The 13,272-nt window shown below is 57.9% G+C and carries 18 protein-coding genes and 1 pseudogene; 13 read left to right on the forward strand and 6 right to left on the reverse strand.

The features are described 5' to 3' along the window. From ACOJB8_RS36200 to ACOJB8_RS36220, 5 genes and pseudogenes are all read right to left on the reverse strand, one after another. Window positions 1–1,006, reverse strand: a pseudogene (locus tag ACOJB8_RS36200) (transposase); the annotation flags it as partial. Between the two features lie 152 nt (window positions 1,007–1,158). Beyond that, window positions 1,159–1,392, reverse strand: coding sequence for an IS66 family insertion sequence element accessory protein TnpB (gene tnpB, locus ACOJB8_RS36205; RefSeq protein ID WP_475016955.1), 234 nt, complete (start codon window positions 1,390–1,392; stop codon window positions 1,159–1,161). Next, window positions 1,368–1,883, reverse strand: a complete 516-nt coding sequence (locus ACOJB8_RS36210; protein ID WP_069269016.1) for a transposase — start codon at window positions 1,881–1,883, stop codon at window positions 1,368–1,370. The genes tnpB and ACOJB8_RS36210 overlap by 25 nt, the downstream gene beginning before the upstream one ends. 221 nt (window positions 1,884–2,104) lie before the next feature. Continuing rightward, window positions 2,105–2,692 carry a hypothetical protein gene (locus ACOJB8_RS36215; RefSeq protein WP_475016957.1) on the reverse strand — a complete coding sequence of 196 codons (588 nt, stop codon included), beginning with the start codon at window positions 2,690–2,692 and terminating at the stop codon, window positions 2,105–2,107. After that, complete coding sequence (locus ACOJB8_RS36220; protein WP_475016959.1) at window positions 2,689–2,931, reverse strand: Arc family DNA-binding protein; 243 nt, start codon at window positions 2,929–2,931, stop codon at window positions 2,689–2,691. The genes ACOJB8_RS36215 and ACOJB8_RS36220 overlap by 4 nt, the downstream gene beginning before the upstream one ends. Window positions 2,932–3,025: 94 nt before the next feature. On the opposite strand from ACOJB8_RS36220, the gene ACOJB8_RS36225 reads away from it, so the two are divergent. The 7 genes from ACOJB8_RS36225 to ACOJB8_RS36255 are packed head-to-tail and all read left to right on the forward strand — an operon-like array spanning window position 3,026 to window position 5,859. Next, window positions 3,026–3,379, forward strand: a complete 354-nt coding sequence (locus tag ACOJB8_RS36225) for a hypothetical protein (RefSeq protein WP_475016961.1) — start codon at window positions 3,026–3,028, stop codon at window positions 3,377–3,379. A gap of 53 nt (window positions 3,380–3,432) precedes the next feature. Continuing rightward, window positions 3,433–4,032: a LexA family protein gene (locus tag ACOJB8_RS36230; RefSeq protein ID WP_475016963.1), complete on the forward strand. Its 600-nt coding sequence runs from the start codon at window positions 3,433–3,435 to the stop codon at window positions 4,030–4,032. Then, window positions 4,025–4,474, forward strand: coding sequence for a hypothetical protein (locus ACOJB8_RS36235; protein ID WP_475016964.1), 450 nt, complete (start codon window positions 4,025–4,027; stop codon window positions 4,472–4,474). The genes ACOJB8_RS36230 and ACOJB8_RS36235 overlap by 8 nt, the downstream gene beginning before the upstream one ends. Further along, window positions 4,467–4,949, forward strand: a complete 483-nt coding sequence (locus ACOJB8_RS36240) for a hypothetical protein (protein ID WP_475016966.1) — start codon at window positions 4,467–4,469, stop codon at window positions 4,947–4,949. The genes ACOJB8_RS36235 and ACOJB8_RS36240 overlap by 8 nt, the downstream gene beginning before the upstream one ends. Next, complete coding sequence (locus ACOJB8_RS36245) at window positions 4,946–5,191, forward strand: hypothetical protein (RefSeq protein WP_475016967.1); 246 nt, start codon at window positions 4,946–4,948, stop codon at window positions 5,189–5,191. Before ACOJB8_RS36240 ends, ACOJB8_RS36245 begins: the two co-directional genes overlap by 4 nt. Then, a complete protein-coding gene (locus ACOJB8_RS36250) occupies window positions 5,184–5,462 on the forward strand; it encodes a hypothetical protein (protein WP_475016969.1) in 279 nt (92 codons plus the stop codon). The genes ACOJB8_RS36245 and ACOJB8_RS36250 overlap by 8 nt, the downstream gene beginning before the upstream one ends. A 19-nt stretch (window positions 5,463–5,481) precedes the next feature. Next, entirely contained in the window at window positions 5,482–5,859 is a 378-nt protein-coding gene (locus tag ACOJB8_RS36255; protein ID WP_475016971.1) for a hypothetical protein, read from the forward strand. A gap of 111 nt (window positions 5,860–5,970) precedes the next feature. Here the strand turns inward: ACOJB8_RS36255 and ACOJB8_RS36260 are convergent, their stop codons facing one another. Further along, a complete protein-coding gene (locus ACOJB8_RS36260; protein WP_475016972.1) occupies window positions 5,971–6,150 on the reverse strand; it encodes a hypothetical protein in 180 nt (59 codons plus the stop codon). Between the two features lie 71 nt (window positions 6,151–6,221). On the opposite strand from ACOJB8_RS36260, the gene ACOJB8_RS36265 reads away from it, so the two are divergent. The 6 genes from ACOJB8_RS36265 (at window position 6,222) to ACOJB8_RS36290 (ending at window position 12,709) form a co-directional block, all read left to right on the forward strand. Beyond that, window positions 6,222–6,527, forward strand: a complete 306-nt coding sequence (locus ACOJB8_RS36265) for a helix-turn-helix domain-containing protein (protein ID WP_475016974.1) — start codon at window positions 6,222–6,224, stop codon at window positions 6,525–6,527. 145 nt (window positions 6,528–6,672) lie between these two features. Then, window positions 6,673–7,437, forward strand: a complete 765-nt coding sequence (locus ACOJB8_RS36270; protein WP_475016976.1) for a hypothetical protein — start codon at window positions 6,673–6,675, stop codon at window positions 7,435–7,437. Further along, the gene (locus ACOJB8_RS36275) at window positions 7,434–7,712 is read left to right on the forward strand and encodes a hypothetical protein (protein ID WP_475016978.1); all 279 of its coding nucleotides are present in this window, start codon (window positions 7,434–7,436) and stop codon (window positions 7,710–7,712) included. The genes ACOJB8_RS36270 and ACOJB8_RS36275 overlap by 4 nt, the downstream gene beginning before the upstream one ends. Before the next feature lie 949 nt (window positions 7,713–8,661). Then, window positions 8,662–9,405 (forward strand): type IV toxin-antitoxin system AbiEi family antitoxin domain-containing protein, encoded by a 744-nt coding sequence (locus tag ACOJB8_RS36280; RefSeq protein WP_342949677.1) that lies wholly within the window; start codon window positions 8,662–8,664, stop codon window positions 9,403–9,405. A 29-nt stretch (window positions 9,406–9,434) separates the two neighbouring features. Continuing rightward, complete coding sequence (locus ACOJB8_RS36285) at window positions 9,435–10,385, forward strand: nucleotidyl transferase AbiEii/AbiGii toxin family protein (RefSeq protein WP_475016980.1); 951 nt, start codon at window positions 9,435–9,437, stop codon at window positions 10,383–10,385. 545 nt (window positions 10,386–10,930) lie between these two features. Beyond that, complete coding sequence (locus ACOJB8_RS36290) at window positions 10,931–12,709, forward strand: ATP-dependent nuclease (RefSeq protein WP_475016982.1); 1,779 nt, start codon at window positions 10,931–10,933, stop codon at window positions 12,707–12,709. The last annotated feature ends 563 nt before the right edge of the window (window positions 12,710–13,272 follow it).

Below are 13,272 nucleotides of genomic sequence, written 5' to 3' on the forward strand. Positions count from 1 at the left end.
CCCATTCTGTCGAATCTGAACACCGATGCTTGTGCAAACGGGAGGCGCTCATATACATCGGTCATCAGCGCAGCGCCTTCCTGCACGCCGGCGAACAGCTTGTCGGCCAGCTTTGCCCCACGACCCGGCGTATAGGCATAGCAACAGATCGGGATTCCCGTGCCTGTCATCTGACACCACAGGTAACTCTTCGTCTGTGGCTTGCGCCCTTTCTCCTTGAGCACCTGGAAGGTCGTCTCGTCTGTGAGGATCACCGTTGCCTCAAGCAGCGCGTCGCGCATCAGGTTGATCACGGGCTGCGTTGCGAGGCCGACCTTGACCATGCTGGCAGCGATCGTGTTTGACGAGATATCGCCGCCGAAGCGGCGAAGCAGGCCAGCCTGGCGATACAACGGCATGCCAAACTGGAATTTTCCCGTCGCGATCCAGGCAAGCGCTGATTCGGTCAGTAGTCCTCGTGGGATGATGCGCGGCAGCGCCGGCGTGACCTTGATACCCAGATCACAGCACGGGCAGGCATACTTGACGCGCTGGTGCTGGATCACGCGCAACTGCTCGGGAATCACGTCGAGTTGTTCGCTGATTTCCACGCCGAACTCGACCAGTGCATGGCCGTCGTTGCTGCAGAAACGCTCGGCTTCCGGGAGCTCGTGCCGCCGGATCTCGCGGGGCAGACTGGGGTCAAGCGGCTTGCGGTGGCCGCGCTTTTTGCGTGCGCACCGACCTTCGTTTCGAGTGTATCTTCCTGGGCGGGTGCCGCATTCGCGCCAAGCGCCTCAGCTTCGTTGAACAGCCCGAACTGTTCCGAGTCCCGTACTTCGCTCTTTGCACCAAACAGCTCACGCCGGTAGGCACGCAGCCGTTCCTCGGCCAGGTCGCGCTCCGCGCTCACCAGACGCAGCATGCTGCGGGTTTCTTCGTGCTCGCGCTCAAGGGTGGCATACGCCTCGCGCATGGCGAGTAACGCATTGAGTTCCTCGGCAGAGATCGTGATCTGGGCGGGCATGCCAGATTAGACCACGCATGCCCTGCCCATGTTCAGCTCACGCGCAGATATTCCTCCCGTGGATGTCGGCGGATCGCAGTGATGTCATCGCCATCGAGCAGCGCGTGCAGCGACGCCGACGTTAATGCCACGACTTCGGTCTTCCTGTCGGGTCAGATAAAATGGCTTGTTTCAAGGCGTTTTGTCATCAACCAGAAACCACTTCCATCCCAGCCGATAATCTTGACCCTGTCACGACGGCGGTTTCCGAAGATATAAAGAGAGGAATCCATCGGGTTCAGATGCATGGCCTGCTCGACGAGAATCGAGAGGCTGTTCATGCCGTAGCGGAAATCGACAGGATCGCGATGCAAGTACACCTTCAGGTTTTCGTCGAACCGGAACACGGCATCCTCCCCAGAATCTGGACCAGGGTGGTCAGTTCGTCGATGGTCGCGATGGCTTTGCCCATCTCGAGCTCGACACCGTTGGCCAGTCGCACATGCAGCGTGAGCGCCATGGACGAAGGCGGCGGTGTCGGCACCGGCGCAGTCGGTATCGAAACGACCGGCACGAACGCGGCAAGTGCAGCAGCGGTGGCGACGAGCTCACGCGAATCCGACTGGTTGATGGCCACGCCATCAACCTCATCCGGCGAGGCGGTGTCATCACCGGCGTGCTGTATTGGCAAGATGCCTTGCTCGCGCTCCATCAAGAACTTCGTGATCCACTTGCGCAACAGGTTGGCATTGACTCCGTGCTCCTGCGCCAACCGGGCCACGGATACGCCCGGCTGCAACGCCGCCTCGATCAGTACCCGCTTGCTCTTCTCGTCGTAGCGCCGACGGCCGTCGGCACTCTTGCGAACTACTTTTAACTCTGAGTCTTTGTCGGCCATAGGCGTCCACCTTCAACGGTAGGTGGACACCTATGCTCCCCGCTCAGAGTACTGTTGGGTAGACGTCGATAATGGATCGCTTACGTTGAGTCTGCGCGAAGCGCTTTAGTCTGCCCAGTAAGCCGCTCTGTGAGTTGCTGGAAGTTGCCGTCCGCGGGTCCGTCACCAGCGATCACGAGCCGCATATTTGGCCTCCGATGCGATTGCTGCGATTCGCGCTACTATCGGCTGTTCGATTGCGCGGCTTCACGTACTTCGCTTCGTTCCACGTCCGTCAATCCAGGGAGTTCGGCACCTCTGACAATGGCATCGCCAGCCATCTCAACCAGAGCCCAATTCCGTGTGATATCTCCGATTGTGGACTCGTCACGCAGCGGAGATTCCATTAGCGTTTCGTGAAGGCCTGCGGCCCAGTACGCGTTGGCGAAAGCGTCGCGAGCCGCCTTGTCGAGATACAGACAATTGTCCTCCCACCACGTCTGGCACTCTTGGATGACAGCGTCCACCTCTTTCGAGTGGACGTGCTTGTACAGCCTACGCCAGAGCTTGAAGGCTTCCTGATGCGCCTGGAGCCGCTTGTCGACAGCAGCCAATCGCATTTGATTCCGCGACCTGAGTTCTTCAAGCAATAACGCGTTTTCGGTTTTGATGTCTTCGACCGCCCTGGTTAGCTTGTCGACACTCTCAGATGTAGCGCGTGCCTTGCCTCTCTCCTGCCAGTAAGCGCCGTAGTAACCGGTAGCGATTACTACGAGCGTGACAATTGGCGAAGCCAAGGCAAGCCAGTCTGCCCTATGCAAGGAACTCACGGGCGTCCCTTCCGTTTCTTTTCTCGTTCATCCAGCACCTGCCCGACCCTCTCCGCGAACAGGTCCAGAGTCCGCTCGTCGATCGAACTGGATGCCCCCTTCTCCGAACTGAAGCTTTCCTCTAGCCGCGCCACTATCTCGGCTGTAAGCGATCGCTTGCTTTGGGCCGACGCCCCTTCTAGCCGCTCCTTGAGAGCAGCGGGGACACGTAAGTTGATTTGGGGTTCGTCTCGGGCCATGGCCAATCTTAATGCAGCACGGTGCTTTCAATCAATAAAGCACGGTGCTACATTTCAGTCAACGCTCCTCAACGCCGATTTCAAGGAGATCGCGATGGAAGCCACCCTCACTGCACAACGTAGCCCGGCCCGCCCCTTGTCTGGCCTCCTTGGCTGTCAGGTCAAGACGGTCAGCCAAACTTCCCGCGCAGGGAGCCTGCGCTGCCACGCCGGTAATCTCGCGATCCTGTCGACGCGTTTCGGCACCCGCATGGTTCGGATCAAGAGTCGCGCCGCGGATATCTGCTACGACTGGAAGGTCGAGGTGTTGGGCTCGCCGCTCTGGTGCGTGGACGCTCGCAGCGACATGCCGACACTCACGAATCTTGGTCTGGTGAAAGACGGGCAGCTCTATCCGCTCGAGACGGATGACATGGAGTTGTCATTGACCGAAGCGCAGGATGACTGACGCGGCAGCCATAAGCCCGCCGTACTTCCCATGCCAACTGTTAGGAGAGCTTTATGACCTCAGTCGAGATCGCGACGACGACGCGCGCGCTACGCGTTACATCTGACAGCATGTATGACCCAGCGAATCCGCGTGACTCGTTTTTCGTACATGACAAGCTGATCGTCGATTCTGGGCTGGACGCCAAGGATGGTGATTTCGTCATCGTCTCGCGAGAGGGGTCGGAATACCTGATGCGGCTCACGATTCGAGACGGAAAATGCTTGTATAAGTACATGGCCCCGGAGTTCTCCGGCTTTTGCCTAACCGATGAAGAGGTGGTCGTCACCGGCATCGTGACTGAACGCTATCGCGAATTTTCCTCCGGCCTTCGCGGCCCCCTGAAATGGAGAGGCGACGACATTGGCCTGTGCAACGACTCTCCCATCTGCGTGAGCCTGATCGATTCGAACGGCCGTGATCACTTTGTTTCGCTCAGAGAGGCGCTGATGGCCGCGGACCAGCTTGACGAGTATGGCCTGCAACGCATCACCACCGCTCTCGAGTTCTCTGCCGATGAAGGCTATTTGCGCCCCATGGATCTCGCCGTCTGGAACGAGTTCAAGAGCGATCGCGAGGTCAACAAAACCACCACGGAGACTTGCCATGCATAACGCTGCAAAAGCGTTCACGGTCCAACTCGCGAAAAACGAAGAAAGTGAGGGGCCAAGGTATCCAGCCGACACAGCGGGATTGCTCAGGTACTTCTGGGATCAGATGGACCTGGAAATCAGCTCTTTGCCAGATGCCGAACTCGAATGGATTGCGAGAGCGTCGGAAGAGACGAAGATGATGGCAGGCAATCTCAGCGAGACACTTGGCAATGTTGCGGCGCTAATCGGCCATGAGGTGAACAACGGGGGCCAGCGCTCGGGGGGATTTCAGCCGTTCGGGCTCGAGCAACTGCTACTCCACGCGTCCGATACGCTCAAGACCATTGAGCAAATTTCCGAGATCAGCGGCCAAGCAGAGTGGTCACTTCGAGAGCGTTGGAGGAGACGTGCATTGGCGCTCGGCTTCAAACGTACTGACGATGAGGGGAACATCAATGGATAGGCGCGTCAATCTGGCTGGGTTGCCGACGCATGAAGCGCTTGCGCGCGCTCGTGTCGGCGGTCGTGCGATCTTCGGTGATGAGGATGCTGTCTCGGCGGCTTATCCCGATCTACTGAGACATTGGACGGACAAGAATATGCCCAACGCGGCGGGTCAGTCCGACGATGAGTTTAGCGACCTGGTCAGTAAGGTGTCAGGCGAGTTCAACGCCGGTATCGATGAAGCGATCAAGGCCGCCCAAGCAGAAGCGTGGTCGATACCGAATCCGTTCGAAGGCGAGGCAAGCGCGGAAAGAGCCACTCTGATTGTCCGCGCGCTGCAATGGCTTCACAACAACACCTTCGTTGATACGTCTCCAGAAGACATTGAAGACTATCGAACGTTGGTAGAGATTGGGCTCGGAGCCATCGAAAAGGAAGTCGAGACGGCTCAACGTGCGCTGTCGGCGTGTCGCGCAGAAAGGGAGGCGGCGTGAGCGCAGTACTTCAGGCAGATCCGTGCGCAGCATTTCACGCTGACCTCACCACGGGGGACGTCGAGCGTCTGCACTACCTGCTCGGCGCCCCCCGAGCATCGCTGATGCTTTGCGAGGACGGCGACGTGGGCGCATTCACGAGCGAGATCAGATCCGCGTTCTTCGCGAGCCTGGCGACGATGGCGACGTCGGCTCACGCGATCGTTTCACACATCACTGTAGGTGGAGGCACACATGGCTGAGCAAGACACCCTAACCCGTCGCCCTGCCGCTTCGCCGGAGGACGTCAAGGACGTGGCGGCGAGACTCGAGACTTTGTTTCACTCGATGGCGGCGATGTACGACCTGTGCGAGGAGCAGATTGGGAGAGCGCAGGCAGACGCGGTTTCGCCGTTCGTTATTATGCGCGACTTGCTGCGCTCGGCAGCGCGCGACCTGGAGATCTGCTCGGAAACACTAGCGAACGATCCCGGAAGCTTGGGCTACTTCGAGCACCACTTCGGGACGATCTAGCCGCCAAGGGCTATTCATCATGCAAGAAGACCAATTCCTGATCCGCGACCGCGCGTACGGTGTCTGGCACCGGCCGCGGTCGCTTAGTCGCTATCTTGGTCGTCGGCAAGCTCACTCCATGACGATGGCTGATCTCGATAGCGTGCTGTTCGTCGAGTACGGCTATGACAACAAGCTGCCACTGGCGCTGGTTGAGGTTGCGCGAGACATCGGACAGGAAAAGCCTACGGGCGTGATCCGCGAGCTTGCGAGGATGGCCAATCTGCCGGCATTCGTCTCACTGTACACGCCCTCTTCTCAGGCGAATCCCGCAAGTCCGGCATGGCATGGCATGACATCGACGGGTTCCGCGTCAAGCGTGTATGGCCGCAGCCCGAGGCACGTTGGCGGTCACTAACGCCCAGCGAGTGGGCCGACGCATTGGTACAAATCAGGGATTGGCAGTTGCGGCGTTTCGCCTCTCAGGCGGTAGCAAATGACGAGACCTATTGAGACTCCCGCAGAACGCTTATCGACCTTTCAGCAGCCTCAGATGCCCCTTTTGAGTGATGCCCGGACCACCAAGCAACTGCGTCGCATAGCCCAACTCGATGAGCCGCTTTGCTATCTCAGCAGGGATGAATGCCGCTGATCCGGTAGCCATGCTCTTCATCCAAGTGAGTTCGGCGTTTGTCAGATCGTCGTTCATCGACACCCCTCTATATGTGAAGTCCAGTCTGGAGAGTACCCTCGGCGTAACACTACTACAGGAGGGGCGACATGCAGTGCAAATTCGAAGGTACGGTAACGCTTGACGCTGCTCAAGCGGCACGCATGTCACGAAGTGAAAGCCAGCACTCTAATGAGGCCACGATCGCGGAAAGCGACGTTGTGCGAATCGCCGCCCGGGCTGTTCAGCTCTACGCAGAGACCCACCCGCGGCCCACACACGTCAATATCGGACAGGCTGCCGAAATGCTGGGCGTAAGTCGATATACGGTGAGCAAGATGCTGAAGTTCGGCCAGTTCAGGCTGAATAGGTGTGGCCTGATTCCGATCGAAATGGTAGACAAGGCACGAGCCTAGCGAGAGTGGTTTCGGATGTTTCGTCGTTACCGTTGGCGCTCGAAATTTGTGGGGCTCCGTACAGTATCGCGGCCTTTATAGTGCTGGGGACGTGGGTTTTTGGATTACCATTACGCCCCAACATTCAACAAAAACCAAAGACGCCATGCCGGTCGTAATTCCGTCCAACGCCGCGAAGTCACAATTCGAACAGAACAACTTCGACAATACGTCTAGCTTGGATCAGAGCGCGCTGGACACCCTTGTCGGGTATCCCAGTCTCTTCCAGAATGAAGATGACATCCGCGACTTCGCCGGCGCGCCAACCCGCAGCTACGTCGAAGCTATTTACGTGAAGAACTGGGGCAACCAAGGGGCCGATAAACCGCCGCCTGGCCTATATTTCGCAGTGCAACACCCCGTTTGGATAGACAATGGGGACTACAACGTCCTTGGCATCGTCGACGACAATGGAAGCCATGCGATTTACATAAAGGACGTCAAGTTCAACGATAAGGCGCCGCCTCGAATGGGTGCAATCTTTCTCGCGAAGGTTGTCAGATTTGCGATGCGGCGAGGGATCACCAAGATTCAGATGCTTGCGGCAGGCGGGCGATTCTGGCCTAACGATTACTGGGTTGGCTACTACGCATGGGCGCGCTATGGCTTTGACATGCCTTTCGGCCAAAGCATGGTGGACGATCAAGGCGTTCCGGAACCATATACTAGTGCCGCGGAATTGGCACCCTTTTTCCCGTGTCGGCCATTGGACCTTTCGCATTGTTTGACGGTCCAACATGTGCTAAAAGAAAAACATGGGAAAGAATGGTGGAAGGTCTGCGGCAACGGCTGGTTTATGGACTTCGATTGCACCGCTTCTAGTGCTTCCGTTGCAGCACTGGAGGCCTTCTGCACGGAGAACAATATATGACGCGAAGGATATCAACGTTTGGCAACCGCTTTGATGCGATGCACTTTAGCCCGTCTTTGCCCGACTTCGCCACTTCCAGCGGCGGCGCCAGCACCAAAAAGGCGAGCTATTTCGAAAGCTTGAAGGGCGTGGACACGCTTGCCCCAAAGCTGGGCACGGCTTTGCCTATGGTCGATCTTAGCAAGACCAAACTTACTTTGAAGACCGTTGTCGCCATGTACCGCGACGGCCTCTTAGGCTCGACCGAATTGCCGAAAAAGCAGTTCGAGGACTGAGAATCTGGAGAAAGAAGGAAAGGGCTACGGCCCCTTTTTCTTTTCGCGTGGATAGCCCGAGAAAACCACGCTTATAGCCGTGTCGCAATCTGCTCGGGGATTTCCTAGTAGTAGTGGTGTTCTTGCAACAACCGCAGATCCTTGCGGCCTCCGACTTTTGTCATACGGCCCGCTTTACTTCCAGCGCCCTAAGCCCAGCAAAACCGCGACGCCGACCAACAAAAACCTACACAGCGCCTACAAGGACGCCAGAAAGCAAAAAGCCCGGCTATCAAAACCTGGCTAAGTACTTGATTCTATTGGCGCGACAGGAGGGACTCGAACCCCCGACCCTCGGCTTAGAAGGCCGGTGCCCACCTTGCAAGACGGACCGGCGGATAGAGTCTCGCTACTTTTGACACTACAGATCGCTCGCCAAGGGAACCTAGGAGGAGCGCCCCAGTCCCGTGGAAAACGTCTGCCACCGTTGCCCAGTGAACCGGCGGATGCCGACCATCACACGCCGCCGAAGCCGGATTACAGAAGACTATTCTCAGCCGCCGAACGCGCAAGCCCATCGCATTCGGCCCCACTCGAACTGGGGCAGATGGGCACGCGCAATCAGTTGATCCACCCGCGGATGTCACTTACCGGGCAGCGCTGTCGCCGGAGGCGCTGGCCAGCCATGGAATAGATAGGCGGTTAGTTGCAATTAGTCACTACCCTGTGCTCCCTGTCACTGACGCGCCCCTTAAGCAGGCCCACCTCGTCAATGCATTGTTTTTTCTTATAAAATACAAATTTACCCGATGAAAATCAGAATAAATCATGCATCATGTGCCCGGATCGAATACACTAGCCGGAAGCGCGGGACGTCGACACCAGTGGTCCGCGTCCACGGATTGCATGATTTACTTTTCTTAATTGCTGATTTCTTCGTGTTGTTACGAAAAAATCATGTCTCTTATACATGGCCAGCAAATCGCTCCAGCGGCTCATGGAAAGCGTCCCCCGCGGACAGCCGCTCGATCCCCAGATGCTCCGCGACTGCGGCGTCAGCGCCCAGCAGACCACCTATCTGGTGAACGCCGGCTGGCTGCAGCGTCTTTCCAAAGGGGCCTATCTCCTCGCAGGTGACACACCGGTACGCGACGGCATCCTCGCGTACCTTAGCCGCCACGTCACTGGCCTGCATGTCGGCGGCAAGACGGCGCTCGACTGGCAGGGTGTGCGCCATAACTTGAATCTTCGTGAGCGCGTTGTGCTCTGGGCCGAACGCCCCTATGTCATGCCTGAGTGGGTCAGCGAGCACATGCCCCACACGCTACAGACCACCCGCCTGTTCAATGGCAATCTTCCGGAAGGGTTCGCGATCTCGCCACTGCCGAACCGCGATCCCGCGATCCTCGTTGCCGAGCCCGAGCGGGCGCTGCTCGAGCTCGCGAGCGATGTCGGCAAACGCCTCGCGAAAGGACAGTCCCTCGAAGAGGCATTCAATATCGCATCCTCACTGCGCAACCTGCGCCCGAAGGTGCTCGATACCCTCCTCTCCCATTGCACGAGGGTGAAGGTCGTCAAGCTGGTGCGAGATCTTGGAGATGCCAGCGGCTTTGCCTGGGGTAAGGATCTGCAGCGCCACGTCGACAGGCTGGGTACCGGGAAGCGCTGGACCAGCAGCCGCAAGGGTGCGCCTGCATTGAACCTCAAAGCGTGACACACTCATTCCCGACCAGCCGTGACCAGATGAACGACCAGTATCTCGACACCGTCCGCCTCATGCTGGCGGTCGCACCCGACGTTTTCGACACGCCGCATTTCGCCATGAAGGGCGGAACCGCGATCAACATGTTCGTGCAGGACCTCCCGCGCCTGTCTGTCGATATCGACGTGATCATGCGCTCACACGGCCCGGATCGTGCCGAAGCGCTGTCGATCATTAACACCGAGCTCGCGCGCGCAAAGCAGGCGATTGAGCGCCAGGGCTATCACGTCACTGTCGCCGGCACCAGCGGCAAGAGCCGGGGCGACGACGTGAAGCTGAGCGTCGCGTCCGCCGACACGCAGGTCAAGGTCGAAGTGAACTACGTCTTCCGTGGCACGCTCACGCCGACCGTCACGCGCGCAGTCGTACCGCGTGCACGGGACATGTTCCGCGTCGACTTCGAGGCGCCAACGCTCGCCGACGCGGAGCTGTATGGAAGCAAGCTCGTCGCGGCGCTGGACCGCCAGCATCCCCGCGACATCTTCGACGTGCAGCACATGTACGACACGTACGGTCTGCGCGACGATTTCGTTGTCGCGTTCGTTGGCTACCTCGCGGGCCACAACCGCCCCGTTCACGAAGTGCTCTTTGCGAAGCCCCATTCGCTGGCGCACGAATACGAGGCGGGTTTTGTTGGAATGACGGTGGACGAGGTTAGTCTCGCCCAGCTCGAGGCAGTTCAGTCGCAGCTTCATCATGATCTGCCACGCGCGCTGAGCCAGGCTCACCGCGAATTTCTTCTCTCCCTTGTGAGCCTCGATCCGGACTGGGCACTGATGCCCTACGAGCATTTGCGGGACATGCCGGCGATACGCTGGAAGATCGAGAATCTGCGCAAGCTCAAGACTCGCGACAAACAGCGCTTTGCAACTCAGGAAGCGCTGCTGCGTGAAGCATTTTCGGCACTTGATCGCGGAGATGAACGCGAATAGGAGGTTGAGCACCCCCTATTCGTTCAGTAAGGTGCGAACCGGCCCAATTGCTGGCGATCACCTGAGTCGTGCGGTGGTCGCTCGAACGGCCGGATCACTCGAAAAGCCGCCCGCCATCGAATGCGTGCATATCGGCCATTGCAGACGTTCGAGTGTCGGCCTCTGAGAGGCAGCTGAAAGACGCTTTGCCGCCGTTTGGGCCGTCGTAACCTCGAATGTCAGGGTGCCGAGTCGAGTGAATGATTACTCTCGGCGATGAAGCGTCGTGCGACATAACGAGCAGATGATTGATAATCTCAGGTAATTGCAGCGTCGCCGCTGCCTGTCGACAATGGTTCTGTGACCGATCGACATCAACCTATCCCCCGCGCAGCCGCACAAATGAGAGCGGCATGGAACGCATCACCGCTGGGCTTTCGTCAACACGCTTTTCGCTAGACAGGTGAGCAGATTTCCGGTCTGAATCTTCTGCCGATAAAGGGTACGAAAGCGCTCCGGTAGAATGGACACCGCGCCAAAGATAAAAATGCGAATGGAGCGGACTCGTGTACGTATACCGGTTGAAAGAATTCGAAAGCTACGGCGGCACCAAGGTTCCCCTCGGGGATCTCACAGTGATCATCGGCCCTAACAATTCCGGGAAGAGCCGCGCGTTGAAAGACCTGTGGGAGGTCACAGGTACCGACCAACGTGGTGCGAATACTAAGGTCATAAAAGACGCTACCACTTCGCACCCTCTCGATCTCGATGCCGTGTTCAATGCCTATCCAGCTCTTCGAGGCTCCAGGACGGCGAACGGACAACTCAACGTCAATTCACTGGCCCCTTCACTTTCTGGTTCGTCAAATACCAGTTATGGTGGGCCAGCTGAGATGGTCTGGCAGAATTGGCGCGCCGGGATTGAACAGCAAGACAAGGTCACCATCAACCAGGTGATCGGCTCTAGGCTGACAACGCATTTGCTCACTGAAAATCGCCTGCAACTCGTCGTTACGGGACCCAACGCGGGAGCAGACGATCCGTCGACACTGCTTCAGCAGTTATATCTTAAAGAGAGCAAGAAAGAGGTTGAACTCCGCGAGATCGTCAAAGCTACGTTCGGTGTCGAACTCGCTCTCGACTTCACGCTACCGACGGAACTTTGCCTGAGGGTGGTGGATACACTCGGTGACATCCCTGCGGACCCGCGTGATGCCCGCCCTATTCTCAAAGCATTGGAAAAGCTCGACGGTCAAGGCGATGGGTTGCGTAGTTTCGTCGGGATTGCAGCTGCTCTGCTAGTGGTGGACCGTCCGGTGTGCATGATTGATGAACCGGAAGCTTTTCTACATCCACCACAAGCCTTCGCCCTCGGAAGGCTGATCGCAGAGCACAGCGGTCCGAGCAAGCAGGTCGTGCTCGCTACGCACAGTGCAGACGTGCTTCGAGGCGTGCTATCAGTTAAGACCGACGTCTCGGTGGTCAGGATCGACCGCATCGGGAATGCCAACTTCTTCAAACAGCTTGCGCCCGGTCGCCTCGCGGAGGTCACCAAGGACCCGCTCTTGGCATCGCATCGCGTCATCGACGGGCTATTCGCCGCTGCGGCGATTGTCGTAGAAGCAGATGCCGACGCTCGGTTCTACGAGACCATTTACAGCAAAGTGCATCCGAACGCGAATATCCATTTCGTTAGCGCGGATAATAAACAGACCGTGCCACGGATAGCCTCACTGTATCGGGACTTGGGTGTACGCACGGCGGGAATCGTCGATATTGATGTCCTCAATAATGCGGATGAGTTCTCTAAACAAGTTAGTGCCCTCAATCTTGGCGAAGTACAAGATACACAACTCATCGAAGCGCAGCGCACGCTCGCAAAGTCAGTAACCGGCAAGGCCGTTGGAGAGAGAGCCCAGGCGCTCCTGAAAGCAATTGAGTCAGCGGCAGGAGACCTCGCCGCTATAAGTGCCAACGGTGACGATATTGCGACCGACAAGGCACTAAAGAAAGCGGACGCAATGATTCGCAAAGCTATCGAAGACGGCAAACCGTGGACGGACGCCAAGGAACGAGGAGTTGACGCGTTCAATGACGGCGGTAAAGCCGCATTCGAGACCATCTTCGGGGCATGCGCCAGCGCTGGGCTTTTCATCAACCGTTATGGAGAGCTAGAGTCGATGTTGATCGACGTTGGACTTCCGTACACAACCGACAAACGTGGCTGGATTCAAACGGCCATATCGCTTGCAGCGAACCTTAGTTACCCAAGTGACAAGCGGGCATTTAGCTTCATGAGGGCGGTTGACGAGTGTTTATTTGATCCCACGCGACCAGCCGTGTAGCACAAGGCGTCTGCGTCCCGCGCGACGGGAGACCAGGCCTCACTACAGTTGCACTTTGTGCATTGAGCAAGGGGCGTCGTCGGTGCGAAGGGCCGCAGGTGTGTGCGGATTCAACCGACCGACCATCGTCAGCTGACGGGCCCATACCAGCCGTTGACAGCTTGGGGACCAACGACCGCTTTGGCCGATCACTTGTCGGTCGAAACGTCGCGCGAATGGCAGGCCCACTCTGCAAAGCTGCCATAGCCCTTTGGCTGTGCCGAAAGGTCGCAATCGCTCGGGTCTCCGCTGGCCGCTTTCGGATCCAGTGAAGAACACCAAGGATACCTTGTTGCTAATAGCCGTCGGGACGGCGGAAGACTATGCTCAGTTAAAAAAAACCGCACCGTCAACAGCGACGGTGCGGGAAGGGAGCTGACGGGTGGTGACCGGTTGCCGATACCCGTCAGCGAGAGAGCACTCAAACTACCACGCCATCTCGCGCTATTCGGTCTCTTGCGAAAAGGTCGACGGTATTGTCCGATCAGTACTAGTAGAAGCGCGTCACCGATTGTTGCCAAAAC

It is taken from the genome of Paraburkholderia sp. BR10141 (genome assembly GCF_056155635.1).